Here is a 19,049-nt window from a genome sequence, read left to right as displayed (position 1 = left end):
TCTTCGGCCCGTCATGACAGCATTCTACAGCACAGACAAACGGGCCGCCATGCCGCGTTGCAAAGCAACCGGGACGTTACAGCTACTCTTCGAAATCCGCGCCCTTTTGCAGGAGATAGATATCCATGATCCAGCCATGCCGCGCCCGGGCCTCGGCCCTGGACTTCAGGATGTCATCCCTCACATCCGCGAGCCGGCCGGAAATGACGATCTCCTGCTCCGTTCCGAGATAGGCGCCCCAATAAATCCAAGCATCCGGATCGTCGATCTTCATGAAAGCCTGTTCGCCGTCGAGCATGACGACAGCCGTCTCGCTCCTTTGCGGAAAGCTTTCCGACAGACGCCGGCCGGTGGTGATCTCGACGGGCTTGCCGACAAGATTGAGCGGGATCCTGTGACTGGCGGCCAGCGCCTGGATGCTGGTGATGCCGGGAATGACCGAATAGTCGAACGCCACCGTTTCCAGGGCGCGGACGCGCTCGACAATGCGGATGGTGCTGTCATAGAGCATCGGATCGCCCCAGACGAGAAAGGCACCGGTCTGCCCCTCCACAAGCTCTTCGAGCAGCAGGCGTTCGTAGGCGGTGGCGATCGCTGCATGCCACTGATCGACACTGTGGTGATAGGACCGTTCCGCCGTCTGGCGGACGGGGACCGCGAATTCCACGACCCGGCTATCGGCCCGGGTGACATAGCGCGAAACGATATCGCGGCGGATGCCGGCAAGCTGGGCCTTTGCCTCACCCTTGGTGGGAATGAACAGGACATTTGCCGTGTTGAGGGCGTTGATCGCCTGTACGGTCAGATGCTCGGGATTTCCGGTGCCGATCCCCACGATCAGAATATTTTTCATGTCCAAGCCCCAGCCATACTGCACCCTTGCGTCTTTGGCCGATCGGTCAGACGGATGCAAGCCGCGTCAGGCCTCGAAAATGTCCGTCTTGTCGCGAATGAATGGCACAACACACCTTCACGCCAGCTCTATACGCATCCGCCATGGACCGCGCAGGCAAAGCCTTCGATTAGCCATGGCAAATATTTACAAGAAACGGAGAGGAAACCATGGCAATACTCCGTCTATTCCAATATGAAATTGTTACATTTATTTATAGAGCGCAGAAACTGGAAACAGTGGCGCAAAAGCATGTTCCCCAGGTGACAGAACCCCAAGTCATGCGGATTTAGAGAAATTATGCCACATTGTGCATTCCATTTGAGACGATAACCGTCTCGCGAGGGCTTCTACAGTGACGAACCATTCGAAAAGCAAAGCGAACGCGTCCGATCCGGGCGAAGCCCTTTGGAACTGCAAGGCAGGCTTCATCGGCATTTTTGTTGCCAGTGCGCTTGTCAACATTCTCTATCTGACCGGCTCCTTCTTCATGCTGGAAGTGTATGACCGGGTGCTGCCGAGCAGAAGCATTCCGACGCTGATCGCGCTCTGCCTGCTGGCACTGCTGCTGTATGCCTTTCAGGGTGCCTTCGAGATGGTGCGCGGCCGCATGCTCGTGCGCATTGCCGGAGCTCTCGACGAAGCGATGAGCGGGCGCATCTATCGCGCCGTGGTCCAGGCCCCGCTGAAACTGCGCACCCAGGGCGACGGCCTGCAGGCGCTGCGTGATTTCGACCAGGTTCGCTCGTTCCTTTCCGGCACCGGTCCGGCCGCCTTCTTCGATCTGCCCTGGCTTCCGTTCTATATCGGCATCTGCTTCCTGTTTCATCCGATGATCGGCATCGTCGCGATCGTCGGTTCGATCATCCTCATCGCCCTCACCTTCCTGACCAATCGCGGCACGCAAGGCCCGTCGAAAAAGGCATCCGAAGCGGGCAACCATCGCAATGCCTTCGCGCAGGCCTCGCAGCGCAATGCCGAAGTCATGCAGGCCATGGGCATGATGGGGCGGATGTCGCAGCTCTGGGACTTGCGCAACAACCATTACCGGGACCAGAACCGCGAGACATCCGACGTCGGCAACGGTTACGGTGCCCTGTCCAAGGTGTTCCGCATGGCGCTGCAATCCGCCGTTCTGGCAACCGGCGCGGTCCTCGTCATCGAGGGGCTGGCATCGCCGGGCATCATCATCGCCGGCTCGATCCTGACCGCCCGTGCGCTTGCGCCGGTGGAACTGGCGATCGGCAACTGGCGCGGCTACGTTGCCTGCCGCCAGAGCTGGCAGCGTCTGAAGGAGCTGCTTAAGGCTCTGCCGGAACGCGAGCCTCCCCTGGAACTGCCCGTGCCCAGGGAAAAGCTGAGCGCGGAAAGCCTTGCCGGCGGCCCTCCCGGCGCGCAGCGCCTGACCTTCGCAGACGTCAATTTCACCGTGAAGGCCGGCAGCGCGCTTGGCGTCATCGGGCCCAGCGCATCCGGCAAGTCCTCCCTGGCACGCGCCCTGATCGGCATCTGGCCGGCATTTCGCGGCTCGGTTCGCCTTGATGGAGCAGCGCTCGACCAGTGGGATAGCGACAGGCTCGGCCGCAGCATCGGCTACCTGCCGCAGGACGTCGAACTGTTCGCCGGCACCGTCGCCCAGAACATCGCGCGCTTCACCGAGAATGCGCCGTCGGACGCCATCGTTTCGGCTGCCCGGGCAGCGCGTGTCCACGATCTCATCCTGAAGCTGCCGAATGGCTATGAAACCGAGATCGGTGAAGGCGGAGCTGCCCTTTCGGCCGGCCAGCGCCAGCGCGTGGCTCTCGCTCGCGCCCTGTTCGGTGAACCTTTCCTCGTGGTCCTCGACGAGCCGAACTCCAATCTCGACGCCGAAGGCGAACAGGCGCTGAGCGAGGCGATCATGAGCGTGCGGGCGCGCGGCGGTATCGTCATCGTTATCGCCCACCGGCCAAGCGCACTTGCCGCCGCCGATATGGTGCTGATGATGAACGACGGGCGGATGCAGGCCTTCGGACCGAAGGACGAGGTGCTGGCCCAGATCCTGCGCAAGGAAAACCGCCAACCGCAGATCGCAAGCCCCGCCTCGCTGAAAGTCGTGGGTGAAGGACAGGAGTCCGCATCGTGACCGATAACCAAGCCAATCCCGCCAGCGCGCATCGTTCGCTTGGCCGGCATATAACCGCCGTATCGGTCCTTGCAGTCGCGCTCGTCGCCGGCGTCGGCGGCTGGGCGACCACGACCGAACTGTCGAGCGCCATCGTCGCCGGCGGCACCGTCGTGGTCGAGAACAACGTCAAGAAGATCCAGCACCTGACCGGCGGCATCGTCGGCGAGGTTCTGGTGAAGGAAGGCGACAGCGTCACGGCCGGCCAGATTCTGATCAAGCTTGACGGCACGACGGTCCGCGCCAATCTTTCGATCGTGCAGAACACGCTTGCCCAGCTCTATGCCCGGCGCGCGCGCCTTCTCGCCGAACAAATCGGATCCGACGATTTCAAGATCCCGGAAAATCTGGAAGAACTGACATCGAGCACGCCCGCCTCCGTTCTCGAACAGAGCGAGCGCAAGCTGTTCATCAGCCGCAAGAGCGCACTCGTCGGTATGAAGAGCCAGCTCGCGTCACGCAAGGACCAGCTTGCCGACGAGACCAAGGGCCTGACGGTTCAGCTGGATGCCATCGCGGATGCGCTGAAACTGATCGGTGAAGAACTCACCGGTCTCGACAAGCTCTACGGCCAGGGCCTGGTTTCCATGCAGCGGCTGACCGAGCTGAAGCGCGACCGCGCCCAGCTTGAAGGCGACCGCGGCGCGCGCATTGCTGCTCGCGCCCAGGCTGCGGGCAAGTCGAGTGAAATCGATCTGCAGATCCTGCAGCTCGACGAGGACCGCCGCACCGAGAACGCCAAGGAGCTGACCGATGTCGAAGGCAAGATCGCCGAATACGAAGACCGCCGCATCGCCGCCATCGACCAGCTCAAGCGCATCGACATTCGCGCGCCGCTGGACGGCCGGATCTATCAGCTGGCCGTGCATACGGTGAACGGCGTCATCAATCCCGGCGAAGTGCTGATGCTCGTCGTCCCGGGAGCCGACAGCCTGACCGTCGAGGCAAAGATCGCCACGCATGACATCGACCAGATCCGCCTCGGCCAGCCGGTGGAAGTCCGCTTCAGTGCCTTCAACCAGCGCACCACCCCGATCGTCGAGGCTGAGGTGGTGACCATCGCTCCCGACATTGTCACCGACCAGCGTACCGGCATGACCTATTATCCGCTGCGCATCAAACCGAAGCCGGCAAGTCTTGCGGGCCTGAAGGGGCTGGCGCTTTATCCCGGCATGCCGGCGGAAGTCTTCATCAAGATCGCCGATCGCACCGTGCTTTCCTATCTCGCAAAGCCGCTGACGGAACAGATCCAGCATACGTTCCGCGAGGATTGATCAGAAGCAGAAACAACACGCGCGGCACCTGAGCGCCGGGCGTGTTGCCGGAAAGCGCCGGTCTGAAACAAACAGTGCCGCGCCGCAAAAATCCCATGGCGGCTCAACGCTCCACGAGTATATGTCCGTCCCCATGACCTCGAAGCGAACCGGCTACATCTTCGTCCTGCTTGCCCTCGTGATTTTCTCGATACAGGACGCAATCTCAAAGCATCTTGGCGGCCTTTATCCGCCGGCTTTCATCACCATGATCCGCTACTGGGCCTTTGCCGCCTTCGCGATCACGCTGGCTGCGCGGTCGCGTGGCGGCCTGGCCGTCACGGCGAAAACCAGGAGGCCGGTGCTTCAGATTCTGCGCGGCATTCTGCTCGTGGTGCAGATCGTCATCGTCATCATCTCCTTCTCGACGGTCGGCCTTGCCCATTCACAGGCGATCTTCTCCTCCGGGCCGCTTTTCGTCGCACTTCTATCAATGCCCCTGCTGGGGGAACGTGTCGGCTGGCGGCGGTGGACGGCGATCATCATCGGATTGCTCGGCGTGCTGCTGATCCTGAAACCGGACAACAGCGCCTTCGACATCAAGTTCCTGATCCCGCTCTCGTCAGCCCTGATCTTTGCGATCTATGTCATCACGACGCGGCTGGTCAGCCGGGACGACAGTTCGATCACCAGCTTTTTCTACACCGGTGTCGCCGGTGCGGTGGCGATCACCGTCATTGGCCCGTTCTACTGGACAACGCTCGCGCCGCAGGACTGGGCATGGATGCTGATGCTCTGCATCACCGGAACATCCAGTCACTTTTTCCTGATCAAGGCCTACGAACTGCTCGACGCCGCCGAGGTTCAACCGCTGACCTATCTCCAGCTGGTCTTCGCCTCGATCCTCGGTGTTTCTATTTTTGGCGAGACATTGAATCTCAACATGATCGCCGGCTCGGTGATCGTCGTCGGCGCCGGGATCTTCACCGTCTGGCGCGAAAGCGTCGTTGCCCGGCGCAATGCCAGACAGCCCGGACCGCCATCCTCCCAGACCCTGACTTAAACCTGTATTTCCGGGTTGACAGGCAACGCCCAATCAATGGGTTTCAGTTCTTTCGACACCAGAAAGTCGTTGGCCTTGGAGAAGGGCTTGCTGCCGAAGAAGCCGTTATGTGCCGACAGCGGCGACGGATGCGGCGACCGGATAACGAGGTGGCGGCTCTGATCGACGAACGCAGCCTTCTTCTGCGCGTAGGATCCCCAGAGAATGAACACGACGGGATGTTCCTGTTCGTTGACCGCACGAATGATCGCGTCGGTGAACTTCTCCCAGCCTTTGCCCTGATGCGACGCTGCCATGGCGCGTTCGACCGTCAGCACGCTGTTGAGCAAAAGTACCCCCTGCCGCGCCCAGTGTTCGAGAAAACCGTGACGGGCCGGCGCAATGCCCAGATCGCTCTGCAATTCCTTGTAGATATTGACCAGCGACGGCGGCGAGCGCACGCCGGGTTTGACGCTGAAGGACAAGCCATGCGCCTGCCCCTCGCCGTGATAGGGATCCTGTCCGAGGATGACGACACGCACCTTGTCGAGCGGCGTCAGATCCAGGGCGCGGAAATACTCGGGCCCTTTGGGAAAAATCTGCTTGCCGTTGCTCTTCTCCTCGACCAGGAACCTCTTGAGATCGGCCATGTAAGGGCTGGAAAATTCTGCGGCCAAAGCTGCTTTCCAGCTTTCCTCGATCTTCACATTCGATTCCATGGCGTTGCGCGGCCCTTCCGTTTGCCCGTCCTTCGGAACAGCAGAATTTAACCTCGAACGTATCGATGGCAAGCGCCAATCCCGGCACATGCACCAAGGAGTTTCAATATATTTTGATCAATATAACGCTAGCCATTCCGGATATACCGTTATATCTAAACATATATCTCGAAACCAATGGGGGATCGCATGCATACCGAACGCCGCACCTTGCTGAAATTTCTCGGGGCAACCGTTGCCGCTCTCTGGATTGGCACAATGCCGCTGGCCCAGCCAGCTGCGGCCGCCGAAAAGGTCACCGTCTTTGCCGCCGCCAGCCTGAAGAACGCGCTCGATGCCGTCGACGCCGAATGGCTAAAGGAAACCGGCAAGGAAACCAGCGTCTCCTACGCCGCAAGTTCAGCCCTCGCCAAACAGATCGAATCCGGTGCACCGGCCGATGTCTTCATCTCCGCCGATCTGGCCTGGATGGATTACGTCGAGGAAAAGAAACTCATCAAGGATGAGACACGCGACAACCTGCTCGGCAACCGCATCGTGCTGGTAACCGGCAAGGCGGATGCCGCCCCGGTCGATATCAAGCAGGGCTTCGACCTGAAGGGCCTGCTCGGCGACGAAAAGCTCGCCATGGGCGCCGTCGATTCCGTTCCGGCCGGCAAATACGGCAAAGCCGCTCTCGAAAAGCTCGGCGTCTGGTCGTCCGTCGAAAGCAACGTCGCTGGCACCGAGAATGTCCGCGCCGCTCTTCTGCTGGTCTCCAAGGGCGAAGCGCCCTACGGCATCGTCTACCAGACGGACGCCGCCGCCGACAAGGACGTGACGGTCGCCGGCACCTTCCCGGAAGACAGCCATCCGCCGATCGTCTATCCAATCGCCATCACGGCCGACAGCAAGAACCCGGACGCCGCCGCCTACGTCGATTTCGTCAAGTCGCCCAAGGTCGCGCCCCTCTTCGAAGCGCAGGGTTTCACCATCCTGAAATAAGCATCGGATGCGCTCTATCCGCTGGCGGATGGAGCGCATATCGTCTGACCGTCAAGGACGGAGCAGAAACATTTGGACTGGCTAGTTTTGAGCGATGCGGAATGGACGGCCATCCGCCTCAGCCTGCGCGTATCGCTGGTTGCCATGCTGGCAAGCCTGCCTTTCGCCATCGCCATCGCCATGGTTCTGGCGCGGGGGCGGTTCTGGGGGAAATCCATCCTCAACGGCGTCGTTCACCTTCCCCTGGTTCTGCCGCCGGTCGTCACCGGTTTTCTCCTCCTGATCCTCTTTGGGAAACGCGGGCCGATCGGCGCCTTTCTCGCCGAATATACCGGCCTTGTCTTTTCCTTCCGCTGGACCGGCGCGGCCCTGGCCTGTGCCGTCATGGCCTTTCCGCTGATGGTGCGCAGCATCCGCCTGTCGATCGAGGCGGTCGACCGCAAGCTTGAACAGGCGGCGGCAACGCTCGGCGCCGGGCCTGTCTGGGTTTTCCTGACCGTAACGCTGCCCCTCGTCCTGCCCGGTATCATCGCCGGCATGATCCTCGCCTTCGCCAAGGCGATGGGCGAGTTCGGCGCGACGATCACCTTCGTCTCCAACATCCCCGGCGAGACCCAGACGCTGTCGGCAGCAATCTACAGCTTCACCCAGGTGCCCGGCGGCGATGCGGGGGCACTTCGCCTGACCCTCATCTCCATCGTCATTTCCATGGCAGCCCTGATGGTATCGGAAATACTGGCCAATCTCGCGGCCAAAAAGGTGGACGCGAAATGAGCCTTGTCGTCGAAACCCGGCACCGGCTTGGTGCATTCTCCGTCGAAGCAACATTTTCCTCTGACCGGGGCGTCACCGCGCTGTTCGGCCGCTCCGGCTCGGGAAAAACCTCGCTGATCAACATCATTGCCGGACTGCTGCGGCCCGATAGCGGGCGGATCGTCTTCAACGGCGATGTCCTGGCCGATGCCGAGAACCGCATCTTTACCCCGCCGCACAAACGCCGCTTCGGCTATGTCTTCCAGGAAGCGCGTCTTTTTCCGCATCTGAGCGTGCGGCAGAACCTGACCTATGGGCGCTGGTTTGCGCAAGGCCGCAATGACGGGCCGGGTTTCAACCGCATCGTCGATATGCTCGGCGTTGGAGCGCTGTTTGACCGCGCACCGGTCAATCTCTCCGGCGGCGAAAAACAGCGCATCGCCATCGGCCGGGCGCTGCTGTCCAGTCCGCGCCTGCTTTTGATGGACGAACCGCTGGCAGCCCTCGATGAGGAGCGCAAGGCGGAAATCCTGCCCTATCTGGAGCGGCTGCGCGATGAAATGGAAATCCCGATCGTCTATGTCAGCCATTCGGTCAGCGAGGTGGCGCGGCTGGCCAACAAGGTCATCATTCTGGAAAATGGCCGTATCAGCGCCTCCGGGGACGCGGCGGCCATTCTCAGCCAGCCCTCATCGGCCGTCAGCCGCCGCGAGGCCGGTGCCGTGATCGATGGTGTTGTCGGGGCAACGGACACCGAACATCAGATCACCATCATCCGCGCCGGCAGCGCCGAGATTCGCGTGCCGCATCTGGAGGCCGCTACCGGAAAAACAGTTCGCCTCCAGATCGCGGCCCGTGACGTCATGCTGGCAACCAGCAAGCCGGAGGGCCTGAGCGCGCTCAATATTCTCCCCGCGACGATCGTTGAAATCGGTGACGCCGCGCAGGGGATGGTGGATATCCGGCTCGACTGCGGCGGCGTGACGATCGTTTCGCGTATAACGGTCCTGTCGCGCGACATGCTCAAGCTGCATATCGGCAAGCCGGTTCATGCCATTATCAAGAGCGTGGCTCTGGATCTTTGACCGGTGGTGCACTGGGATCGCGATTTTCCTCCAGCCAGGCCATCTCCGCCGCAAGCGCGGCCTCTGCCTTTTCCTCCATCGCCCTGAACCGACGGATCAGTTCCTCGCCGAAAGGCGTCAGAACGGCTCCACCACCCTGCTTGCCGCCGCGCTGCGATTCGACCGCTTCCTGCATAAACATCCGGTTCAATGCGCTGACCAGCAGCCAGGCCCGCCGGTAGGACATGTCCATGGCGCGGCCGGCCGCCGAGATCGAGCCGGTTTCTTGGATATGTTCGAGCAACATGATCTTGCCCCGGCCGAGCCGCTCGGCGTGGGGAAAATCAATCCTCAGGATGGGGGTGAGAACGGTCGTATTCTTCTGGCTCATGCGGTGTGATCGTGCCTTTTCCAATTCCGAAAAGACTATAGCGCGCAACAGCCTGTGTATAGCGTCGACCGGTTCTGCCACCCATCAAACCGGCCGCCGTGAGATACGGCCGTTTCTGAAGATCACAGACTCATGCCGCCATCGATGACGTGGACATGACCGGTCGTGTAATTGGAAACATCGCTGCCGAGATAGACGGCAAGAGCTGCGATCTCCTCCGGCAGGCCGATACGGCCCATCGGCTGGCGGGCGATGAAGGCGGCGCGGGCCTCCTCGTAATTGCCCTGCGCCCTCATCCGCTCCTCCAGCGACGGCGACTGGACCGTGCCGGGCGCGATCGCGTTGCAACGGATACCCTGCTTGATGAAATCGATGGCAACCGACTTGGTGAGGCCGATGACGGCCGCCTTGCTGGCCGAATAGGCAAAGCGGTTGGGCACACCGGCGGGAACGCCGGCGACCGACGACATGTTGATGATCGAGCCGCCGCCGTTTGCGATCATGCCCGGCAGGAAGGCGCGGATCAGCCGGAACATCGACTTGACGTTGAGATCGAAGGCCAGATCATAGTCCCGCTCGCTGGCTTCGAGGATCGTTCCGCCGTGCACCACGCCGGCGCAATTGAACAGCACGTCGATCGTCCCGGTCTCGGCGGCAAAGGCCGAGATGGCATCCGCACTCATGACGTCGAGCTTGGCAACCTTCATCCCGAGAGCGGAAAGCTCGGCAAGCTTGTCCTCGTTGATATCCGTGGCCGTCACAATGGCGCCTTCCCGCTGGAAAGCTTCGGCCGCCGCGCGCCCGATTCCCTGCGCCGCAGCCGTAATCACCGCGCGCTTGCCGGCCAGAAGTCCACCCATGTCATTTCTCCCTGTCGCGGCCGCCAGCCGCTTCGATTTTCCGGACAAGGAATATCGGCGGCTTCCCGCTTGTCAAGCGCGAGAAACGTATTTTTATACAGAAAAAACGAAATCGCACCGAAGCCTCAGATTCTCAACCCCGTCTTCTCATCGAAGATATGCACATCCGCCGGGCGAACGGAGATATCGATCATATCCCCTGCCTTGACTGCCCTGCGCGAGGTTTCGACAATCGTCACCTCTGCCGCGGTCGATGTCGTGATGTAGGTCGCCGATCCGGTCGTCTCGACGACACCGACGGGAAGCCGGAAGACGCCCAGACCGGGCTCGACGAAATGCAGATGTTCCGGCCGCAGGCCGGCCGTCACCTTGCGGCCCGGTTCCAGCTGGCGGTCGAGAATGATCGTCTGCTTTTCCCCGACATCGACGGCCAGCGACCGGCCGTCTTCACCGACCGTTGCCGGCACGAAATTCATCGCCGGCGAGCCGATGAAACCCGCGACGAATTTGTTGGCCGGCCGGTCGTAAAGCTCCAGCGGTGCGCCCTGCTGCTCGATCACGCCGTCTTTCATGACCACGACATGATCGGCCATGGTCATCGCCTCGATCTGGTCATGCGTGACATAGACGGAAGTGGCCCCAAGCCGGTCGTGCAGAGCGCGGATTTCCTTGCGCATATGGACACGCAGGGCGGCGTCGAGGTTCGACAAAGGTTCGTCGAACAGGAAAGCCTTGGGATCGCGGATGATGGCCCGGCTCATGGCGACACGCTGGCGCTGGCCGCCGGAAAGCTCGCGCGGATAGCGGCCGAGAAGTTGCGACAGGCCGGTGGTCGCGGCAACCTCTTCGGCCGCCTTCTTGGCTTCGGCCTTGGCGACGCCGCGAATGCGCAGGCTGTAGGTGAGGTTCTGCTCCACGGTCATATGCGGATAGAGTGCATAGGACTGGAACACCATGGCGATATCACGCTTGCGCGGCGGCACGTTGTTCATCAGTTCGCCGGCGATCTTCAGGTCGCCCGTCGAGATGCTTTCGAGCCCGGCCAGCGACCGCAGCAGCGTGGACTTGCCGCAGCCGGACGGGCCGACGAGCGCCACGAAGGTGCCCTTCTCGATGCTAAGCTCGATATTCTTCAGCGCGTGAAAGGCACCATAGTATTTGTTGACGCCCGAGAGTTCGATCTGCTTGGTCATTTGATGGCTCCCGAGGTAAGGCCGGAGACGATTCGCCGCTGCAACAGCACGAAGATGGCGAGAATGGGGGTCACGTAGATCGTGGCATAGGCCATGATGTTGTTCCATTCATTGGTGTTCGGCCCCATGAAGGAATTGAGGCCAACGCTGGCAGGCTGCAGCTCGACCGACTGGATGATCGATTTCGAATAGACGAACTCGCCAAAGGCCTGCATGAAGATGAGGATGGCGCTGACCAGGATGCCGTTGCGGGCAAGCGGCAGCACGATGTTGAAGAAGGCGCCGACACGCGAATTGCCATCGACAAGCGCCGCCTCCTCCAGCTCCTGCGGAACGGCCATGAAGGTGGCGCGCACCAGCACGACGAAGAACGGCATGCTCTTGGCGGCGATGGCGATGATGACAGCCAGACGAGGATAATTCATCATGCCGAGCTGCGAGAATCCGACGAAGATCGGCGTGATCATCAGGGATGCCGGCAGGACCTGCAACATCAGGATCAGGAACAGGCCGATATCGACCCAGACGTTGCGATAGCGCGCCAGCACATAGGCGCAGCCGACGCCCAGCACGGTGATCAGCACCACCGATCCGAAGGCGATGACCAGCGAATTCCAGAGGTAACGCCCCATGCCCCGGCTTTCCCAGACATAGGAATAGGTGCTCCACTGCGGCACCGCCGGCCAGAAACTCGGCGGTGTGGCGAACATCTCCGAGCCGCTTTTCAGCGCAGTGACATACATCCAGTAAAGCGGAAACAGATAGATTGCAGCCATGATGATGGCGATCACCAGCATCAGGCGGTTGCGGTTGGTCTCGCTCATCCGCGCACCTCATGACGTGTGGACCGCACATAGACGACGGCTGCGATCATCACGAAGACGATCATGATGACGGAGATCGTCGCGCCCTTGGCAAAATCATACTGCCTGAATGACAGATCCCAGGCCCAGTATTGCGTGACATTGGACGAATTGTTCGGTCCACCGGAGGTGATCGCCGCGAAAAGATCGAACTGCTGCAGAGTGAAGATCAGGCCGAGCGCGATGATAGCACCGATGGTCGAGCGCATCATCGGCAGGGTGATCGTCCAGAAACGCTGCCAGGCGTTTGCCCCGTCCAGTTCGGCGGCCTCGTAGAGGTCGGTCGGAATACCCGCCAGTCCGACGGACAGGAGGATCATGTTGAAGGACGTGCCGAGCCAGACATTGGCCATGATGACGGCATAGAGCGAATAGTTCGGATCGGAGCGCCAGAAGATATTGCCGGAGATGATGCCGGTTTCCTTCAGGATGAAATTCAGCACGCCGAAATCGCCCGACAGGATCCAGTTCCAGACGGCGCCGACAACGAGACCGGGCATCACCCAGGACACGAGGAACAGGCCGCGCAGCCACGAGGCGCCGGGAAAATTTACCCAGAAGAACAGCGCCAGCCCGAAGCCGATCAGGAATTGCCCGGCGATCGAGCCGATGACGAAGATCGCGGTATTGCCGAGGATCGGCCATGTTTCCGGCTGGGTGAACAGATCGGTATAATTCTTGAAGCCGACAAAAGGGCGCAGGAACGAGCCGAGGCTGAACATGTCGACCTCCTGAAAGCTCATCAGGACATTATAGAGCAGCGGCAGCCCCGCCATCAGGAACAGAAAGCCGAGCGGGAAGGCAACGAGCACGATATCGAAACCGCGGCCATCCCGGACACTGGAAAGCAGCCTCTTCATGGGGCCTCCGATGCTCCGAACGGGGCTGCCTGGCGCATTCACGCGGGAGGCAGCCCCTTCCGGGAGGAAATATTGGATGGCGCGAGACCATCGGTGGTTTGTCTTCTCCCCGGTGGGGAGAAGAGAGAAGCCGCCAAGCTTAGCCCAATACAGCCTTGATCTTCTCGGCCGCCTGATCGAGCGCCTCCTTCGGGCTCGACTGCCCCGTCAGCGCCGCCTGAATGGCATCCTGGATCGCCTTGGAAATCTTCGGCCATTCCGGATTCGGGCCGCGCGGCTTGGCGTATTTCAGCTGTTCGAGAAAGACCTTCAGCCCGGCATCCTTGAGCGCGTGACCGGTTTCCGGGATCGAGATGTCGGAACGGGCCGGAAGCTGGCCGTAGTTCTTGAACATCTTGTCATCCTGCGAGGCGAAAAACTCGAGCGCCTTGAAGGCTTCTGCCGGATGCTTGGTCGAGGCAAAGATCGCCCAGTTGAAATCGCCCATGGCGGAGGAACGTTCGGCGCCTTCACTCGGAACGGGAAGCAGCGTCACGCCCCAGTCGAATTTGGCTTCCTGCGACATGCGGTCGAGTTCCCACGGGCCGGAGATTGCCATGGCGGCATTGCCGGAGTTGAATGTGCCCGTCGAATCCCACTGGCCGCGCGTCAGCGTATCGGGTGAGGCGAGCTTCTCGTCCATGATCGTCTTCCAGACTTCGAGCGCCTTCACGGCACCGTCGGAATTGATGTTCTGATAGCTGCCGCCACCCATCTGCGCCCATGGCAGGAACTGGAAGGTGCCTTCCTCGCTGGCCTTGGCCGAGAAAGCCAGGCCATAGACGTTGGCGGCCGAATCGGTCAGCTTGCGGGCATCCTCGACCAGTTCGTCCCAGGTCTGCGGCGGCTTGTTGGGATCAAGACCCTTCGCCTTGAACATGTCCTTGTTGTAGTAGAGCGCGATCGTATTGGTCGCCTTCGGCACACCGTAATATTTGCCATCCCATTCGACCGATTTCAGCGGCCCGGGGAAATAATTCTCCGGCTTGATCACGGTCGATTTCGAAATCATATCGGTAAGATCGAGGAAAGCGCCGCGCGACGAAAACAGCGCATGCTCCGGATTGTCGATGGCGATGATATCCGGCGCCTGGCCGGTGGCATAAGCGCGCATCGCCTCCGTCACCACATCATCGAACTGGATGAGACGATATTCGATCTTGATGCCGTTGTTCTGCGCGTTGAATTCCTTGACGAGATTCGGCGCAGGCTGGATGTCCTTGTCCAGAGACCACAAATTCAACGTCACGTCTTCCGCCTGCGCGGAAAGACCGAACATCGAGACGCCTGCCAGCGCCAGCGCACCGATAACTGCATATTTGCGGATAACCATAATTTTCCTCCTTGTGGTGATCCTGTCGGCCGTCATCCTCCATGCCGGCCTTCCTCAGTCCATTTCAGTACAGTCCCTCAGACCGGATCGACGACGAAATCGCCGCCCCGGCAAGTCTTCAGATAGTTGAGGCCATGCACCTGGCCGGTCATTTCCAGCGCGTCGCGATAGACCGGATCATGCCAGCCTTCGATGTCGATGGAGCCGGACCAGCCGGCAAGCCGCAGCTCGGAAATCACGTCCGTCCAGTTGGTGTCGCCGAAGCCCGGCGTGCGCATGAAGACGAACTTCTCCTTGCCGAAAATGCCGTGCTCGCGGATGACGTCCCAACGGATCGTCGCGTCCTTGCCATGCACATGAAAGATTTTCGGCGCCCATTTGCGGATCTGCGGCAGCGGATCGATAAGATAGACCATCTGGTGGCAGGGCTCCCATTCGAGCCCGATATTGTCATCCGGCGTCTCGTTGAAGATCAACTCCCAGGCGTCCGGATTGTGAGCGATATTCCAGTCGCCGGTTGCCCAGTTGCCATCCATGGCGCAATTCTCGAAGGCGATCTTGACGCCCTTGTCGGCGGCACGCTTGGCAAGCTCGCTCCAGATTTCCTTATAGCGCGGCAGGCTGTCGGTCAGCGGCGTGTTGCGAATGCGGCCGGTAAAGCCCGCAACGCAGGTGGCGCCGAAATGATGGGCGTTGTCGATGCAGTCCTTCCAGCCCTGCAGCGTGTCGCGGTCGATATCGGTCGTTTCCAGCGGATTGCCGAACATGCCGAGCGTCGAGATGGTGATATCGCGATCGCCGATCGCCTCGACGCAGCGCTTGCCGAGTTCGGCAAGGTTCTGTCCGTTGGTCGTCTGCCAGAAGAAGGGTTCGAAGCTCTCGAAGCCCATATCTGCCACCTTGCCGATCCGCTCGGCCGCCTTGCCTGCAGATGCGCTGATCATAGTGCCGATGCGAATGGCTTTTGCCGGATTGCTCATGAAACTGTCCTGTTCATAGGGTCACGCGCTGCCGGGTGCGGGCGCTTTCGATCGCCGCAAACACCATGGCAAGGCTGTTGATATTGTCGTTGCTGATCGTCTCCGGCTGACCGCCGGTTTGGATGGCCGCGAGGAAATCGGCGATGACGCTGGCGTGACCGTGGGTCTGCGCCTCGTTTGCCGGTTCAGGCACCGGGACGGCCTCCAGCGGCCGGAAAAAGCCCTCCGTTCCCGCAACCTGATGTGCCGTGAACGTTTCCGCGCCATCCCAGAGCAGCGTGCCCTTGGTGCCGATGATCCGCCACAGGCTTTCCCAGCTGGTATTGGCGCCTTCGGCGCACCAGGAACCGCGATAGGTAAAGGTCACGTCGTCGGAAAATTCGAAGATCGCGTTGGCCGCCGCGCCATGCGCATACCAGGAGCCGCGCGGATTGCTTTCGTGGCAATAGACGGCCATCGGCACCTTGTCGGCGATAAAGCGGGCGGCGTCGAAGGTGTGGATCGCCATGTCGAGCAGCAGCACATTGTCCATCTCTTCGCGAAAACCGCCGAAATGCGCGCCGATAAAGAAATCGCAATGGATGGCCGTCAGCTCCCCGAGCGCGCCGCTATCGACCAGACGGCGGATGCGGCGAATGCCGGAGATGAAACGGCGGTTCTGGACGATAGCGTGGACTTTTCCGGCAGCAGTTGCCTGGGCGATCAACGACCGGCCTTCCTCGATCGAGGACGCCATCGGTTTTTCGCTCAGCACATGGCATCCGTGCGCCAGCGCAGTGGAAACCACATCGTGACGGGCCGATGGAACAACCACGTCGAAAACCACGTCAGCAGACGTCTTCGTCAACACATCGCCGAGATCAGAACCGACAATCGCCTCGGCCAATCCGAACTCTTCGGCAAGCGCTTTCGCTGCCGACGGATTGACATCGACAAGCCCGACGACATCAACCGCAGAGCGAATTTCAGGGGTGTCCGCGATCGCTTTGAGCCAGCCTTTGGCCATAGCTCCGCATCCGCACAAAACTGCACGCAAAATGGGATTCTCCTCCTCGAGGTCTACGGTTTTCGCTCCTTTTCGATCGCCGTAAACGTTTACGGAACTATGAACGATTTTTGAAACGTGTCAATAGATGAGCAGCAGGGCAGCCAAATCATACGTTGAAAGCAGCTGGAATGACGGGCATACGCAGGCTTGCGCAACATCTGGATATTTCCATCGGAACGGTGTCGCGGGCGCTGAACGGCCGTCCCGATGTCAACGAGGAAACCCGCAAGAGGGTGCTCGAAGCGGCAGCCGAACTCGGCTACGTGCCCAACCAGTCCGGCCGCAGCCTGCGTCAGGGCACCACCAATATCATCGGCTTCATGATGCAGACCGGCAGCGAGATCACCGGTCAGGGCGATACCTTCTTCATGAGCGTTTTCGACGGCGTGCAGACGGTCTTTGCCCGCCATCATCTCGATCTCGTCGCCCTTCTCTGCTCGTCGGAGGAAGACCCGGACGACTATCTCCGGCGCGTCGTTGCCCGCGGGTTCGCCGATGGCCTCATTCTGTCGGCAACCCAGCGGTACGATCCGCGTTTCGAGTTTCTGGCCAAGCGCAAGATCCCATTCGTCACGCTGGGGCGCAGTCTGACCGACGTCGGCCAGCCATGGCTCGATCTCGATTTCGAAGGCATGGCGCAGGTCTCGATCGACCGGCTGGTGGCGAAAGGCCACCGCCGCATTGCCGTGACAAGGCCGCATGACGACATCAACCTCGGCTATCTCTTCGTCGATCAAAGCGCCAAGGCGCTTGCGGCGCACGGGCTGACGCTCGATCCCGATCTCATCTTCAGTTCGAAGCCGAACGAGGCTGGCGGCTATCATGTCGCCCAGCAACTGCTGGCGAACAAGGACCGGCCAACCGCGATCCTGCTGGTCAACGAAACCATCGCCATCGGCTTTTATCGTGGCCTCAGCGAAGCCGGCCTCAAGCCCGGGCGCGATATCGCCGTAATCGGACGCCAGAGCCCGCAAGCACATTTTCTATCGCCAAGCCTCACCGGCTTCACGCTGTCGCGCCGCGATCTCGGCATTGCGCTCGCAGAAGCGCTGCTGGCGACGATGCCGGCCTTCCGCCATTTCTATCCGGAGGCGGCGCTGCGAAAGATCTGGCAGGAACATCTCGTCGAAGGCGAGAGCGATGCGTTCATCCTGCCCCCTCGCTGATGGGCCTGAACGCCGTTCCCTCAATCCGCCGCGGCCACTCTTTGCGACTTGAACGCCGGCGGATTACGAGGCAAATCAGACGGAATCTCTTCTGACACTGGAAAACAGCGCCCATGCCCGGACCGACACTCGACCCGATTGAAACAGACCGGATTCTTCCGCAAAAGGCCGGCGTTGTCGTCATTGGCGGTGGCATCATCGGGGTCAGCACCGCGCTGTTCCTTGCCGAACGCGGCATCGATGTCGTGTTGTGCGAGAAGGGCGTTCTCGGCGGTGAACAATCCAGCCGCAACTGGGGCTGGGTCCGCATCATGGGGCGTGACCGGCGCGAAATTCCGCTGGCAATGGAAGCCTTGAAAATCTGGGACGGACTGGACGCACGGATCAGCGGCAACACCGGTTTTCGCCGCTCCGGCATCCTCTACATCTCCGAAACGGAGACGGATATCGCCAATCGCGATGCCTGGCTGAAACTCGCTGAGGCGCATGGGCTCGATACGCGACAGGTTGGACCGGACGAGACCACAGCGTTGATGCCGGGTGCGGCCGCACGCTACAAGGGCGCGCTTTACACCCCAAGCGACGCCCGCGCCGAGCCGCAAAAAGCCGTTCCGGCCATTGCCGCCGGTGCAAGGCGGGCGGGCGCCCGTATCCTGACGGGCTGCGCGGTGCGCGGCATCGAGAGAAGTGCTGGCCGCATCAGCGCCGTCATCACCGAGAAAGGCCGCATCGAGACCTCCGCTGTCGTGCTGGCCGGTGGCGCATGGTCGCGGCTTTTCTGCAAGGGGCTCGATGTGCGTCTGCCGCAACTGAAAGTGCGCAACTCGGTGCTGCGCACCAGCCATGTGGCGGGAGGTCCTGAAGGCGCCGGCGCCACCGCGACCTACGCCTACCGCAAACGTCTCGACGGCGGCTACACGATTGCCAATGGCGGCCTCAACACGCATGCGCTGGTGCCCGACAGCTTTGCCTTCTTCCGCGATTTCCAGCCCGCCCGGAAGGCCGAGGGAGACTCGGTGCAACTGGGCCTGAGTGCCCGCAGCTGGCAGGAATTGTTCGAAATCTCCCCTGTGCCGCTCGACCGGCCCGGCGCATTCGAGCGGCAGCGGGTTCTCGACCCGAAGCCCGATACGGGAGCTGCCTTGAAAGCCCTGCAATCGGCAGCAGATGCCTTGCCGGTTCTTCGCAACGCCAAAGTCGAACAAATCTGGGCCGGGCTGATCGACGTGACGCCGGACGCGGTGCCGGTCATTTCCACGGTCGAGAGTGTTCCCGGCCTGGTCATCGCCACCGGATTTTCAGGCCATGGCTTCGGCATCGGTCCGGGTGCCGGGCATCTCGCTGCCGACTTGGTCACGGGAAGCACGCCTATCGTCGATCCCGTGCCCTTCCGCTTCAGCCGCTTTTCCGATGGCACGCCGATCGAGATCGCACCGCCGGTTTGA

18 protein-coding genes are annotated in these 19,049 nt (G+C 61.1%); 8 read left to right on the top strand and 10 right to left on the bottom strand.

Annotated features, from left to right (window positions below; all coding sequences use genetic code 11):
- Positions 1–82: 82 nt before the first annotated feature.
- Positions 83–853, bottom strand: a complete 771-nt coding sequence (cobF, locus tag ADU59_RS11445; RefSeq protein WP_068954257.1) for a precorrin-6A synthase (deacetylating) — start codon at positions 851–853, stop codon at positions 83–85.
- Positions 854–1,247: 394 nt separating this feature from the next.
- On the opposite strand from cobF, the gene ADU59_RS11440 reads away from it, so the two are divergent.
- From ADU59_RS11440 to ADU59_RS11430, 3 genes are all read left to right on the top strand, one after another.
- The gene (locus tag ADU59_RS11440) at positions 1,248–3,017 is read left to right on the top strand and encodes a type I secretion system permease/ATPase (protein WP_068954256.1); all 1,770 of its coding nucleotides are present in this window, start codon (positions 1,248–1,250) and stop codon (positions 3,015–3,017) included.
- Positions 3,014–4,330, top strand: a complete 1,317-nt coding sequence (locus ADU59_RS11435) for an HlyD family type I secretion periplasmic adaptor subunit (RefSeq protein ID WP_068954255.1) — start codon at positions 3,014–3,016, stop codon at positions 4,328–4,330. The genes ADU59_RS11440 and ADU59_RS11435 overlap by 4 nt, the downstream gene beginning before the upstream one ends.
- 133 nt (positions 4,331–4,463) lie before the next feature.
- The gene (locus tag ADU59_RS11430; protein WP_068954531.1) at positions 4,464–5,372 is read left to right on the top strand and encodes a DMT family transporter; all 909 of its coding nucleotides are present in this window, start codon (positions 4,464–4,466) and stop codon (positions 5,370–5,372) included.
- On the opposite strand, the gene ung is transcribed toward ADU59_RS11430, so the two are convergent.
- Positions 5,369–6,070 carry a uracil-DNA glycosylase gene (gene ung / locus ADU59_RS11425; protein WP_068954254.1) on the bottom strand — a complete coding sequence of 234 codons (702 nt, stop codon included), beginning with the start codon at positions 6,068–6,070 and terminating at the stop codon, positions 5,369–5,371. The genes ADU59_RS11430 and ung overlap by 4 nt on opposite strands.
- Before the next feature lie 189 nt (positions 6,071–6,259).
- Between ung and modA the strand changes: the two genes are divergently transcribed.
- The 3 genes from modA (at position 6,260) to modC (ending at position 8,892) form a co-directional block, all read left to right on the top strand.
- A complete protein-coding gene (gene modA / locus ADU59_RS11420; RefSeq protein WP_068954530.1) occupies positions 6,260–7,054 on the top strand; it encodes a molybdate ABC transporter substrate-binding protein in 795 nt (264 codons plus the stop codon).
- A gap of 72 nt (positions 7,055–7,126) precedes the next feature.
- Positions 7,127–7,828, top strand: coding sequence for a molybdate ABC transporter permease subunit (gene modB, locus ADU59_RS11415; protein ID WP_068954253.1), 702 nt, complete (start codon positions 7,127–7,129; stop codon positions 7,826–7,828).
- Positions 7,825–8,892, top strand: a complete 1,068-nt coding sequence (gene modC / locus ADU59_RS11410) for a molybdenum ABC transporter ATP-binding protein (RefSeq protein WP_068954252.1) — start codon at positions 7,825–7,827, stop codon at positions 8,890–8,892. The genes modB and modC overlap by 4 nt, the downstream gene beginning before the upstream one ends.
- On the opposite strand, the gene ADU59_RS11405 is transcribed toward modC, so the two are convergent.
- From ADU59_RS11405 to ADU59_RS11370, 8 genes are all read right to left on the bottom strand, one after another.
- Positions 8,867–9,262 carry a winged helix-turn-helix domain-containing protein gene (locus ADU59_RS11405; RefSeq protein WP_068954251.1) on the bottom strand — a complete coding sequence of 132 codons (396 nt, stop codon included), beginning with the start codon at positions 9,260–9,262 and terminating at the stop codon, positions 8,867–8,869. The two genes, modC and ADU59_RS11405, sit on opposite strands and share 26 nt — an antisense overlap.
- 122 nt (positions 9,263–9,384) lie before the next feature.
- Positions 9,385–10,122 (bottom strand): SDR family oxidoreductase, encoded by a 738-nt coding sequence (locus tag ADU59_RS11400; protein ID WP_068954250.1) that lies wholly within the window; start codon positions 10,120–10,122, stop codon positions 9,385–9,387.
- A gap of 125 nt (positions 10,123–10,247) precedes the next feature.
- The gene (locus ADU59_RS11395) at positions 10,248–11,315 is read right to left on the bottom strand and encodes an ABC transporter ATP-binding protein (RefSeq protein ID WP_068954249.1); all 1,068 of its coding nucleotides are present in this window, start codon (positions 11,313–11,315) and stop codon (positions 10,248–10,250) included.
- Entirely contained in the window at positions 11,312–12,139 is an 828-nt protein-coding gene (locus ADU59_RS11390; RefSeq protein ID WP_068954248.1) for a carbohydrate ABC transporter permease, read from the bottom strand. The genes ADU59_RS11395 and ADU59_RS11390 overlap by 4 nt, the downstream gene beginning before the upstream one ends.
- Positions 12,136–13,038, bottom strand: a complete 903-nt coding sequence (locus ADU59_RS11385; protein ID WP_068954247.1) for a carbohydrate ABC transporter permease — start codon at positions 13,036–13,038, stop codon at positions 12,136–12,138. Before ADU59_RS11385 ends, ADU59_RS11390 begins: the two co-directional genes overlap by 4 nt.
- A gap of 139 nt (positions 13,039–13,177) precedes the next feature.
- Entirely contained in the window at positions 13,178–14,410 is a 1,233-nt protein-coding gene (locus ADU59_RS11380; protein ID WP_068954246.1) for an ABC transporter substrate-binding protein, read from the bottom strand.
- 77 nt (positions 14,411–14,487) lie between these two features.
- A complete protein-coding gene (locus ADU59_RS11375; RefSeq protein WP_068954245.1) occupies positions 14,488–15,390 on the bottom strand; it encodes a sugar phosphate isomerase/epimerase family protein in 903 nt (300 codons plus the stop codon).
- 13 nt (positions 15,391–15,403) lie between these two features.
- Positions 15,404–16,429: a Gfo/Idh/MocA family protein gene (locus tag ADU59_RS11370; RefSeq protein ID WP_274534645.1), complete on the bottom strand. Its 1,026-nt coding sequence runs from the start codon at positions 16,427–16,429 to the stop codon at positions 15,404–15,406.
- A gap of 137 nt (positions 16,430–16,566) precedes the next feature.
- Between ADU59_RS11370 and ADU59_RS11365 the strand changes: the two genes are divergently transcribed.
- Together ADU59_RS11365 and ADU59_RS11360 are read left to right on the top strand one after the other, a co-directional pair.
- Positions 16,567–17,604 carry a LacI family DNA-binding transcriptional regulator gene (locus ADU59_RS11365; protein WP_068954243.1) on the top strand — a complete coding sequence of 346 codons (1,038 nt, stop codon included), beginning with the start codon at positions 16,567–16,569 and terminating at the stop codon, positions 17,602–17,604.
- A 113-nt stretch (positions 17,605–17,717) separates the two neighbouring features.
- Positions 17,718–19,049: an NAD(P)/FAD-dependent oxidoreductase gene (locus tag ADU59_RS11360; protein ID WP_068954242.1), complete on the top strand. Its 1,332-nt coding sequence runs from the start codon at positions 17,718–17,720 to the stop codon at positions 19,047–19,049.

This window comes from Pararhizobium polonicum (assembly GCF_001687365.1).
Classification (GTDB): Bacteria; Pseudomonadota; Alphaproteobacteria; order Rhizobiales; family Rhizobiaceae; genus Pararhizobium; species Pararhizobium polonicum.
Note: the sequence above shows the minus strand (reverse complement) of the source record. Positions and strands in the feature narration are given on the sequence as shown.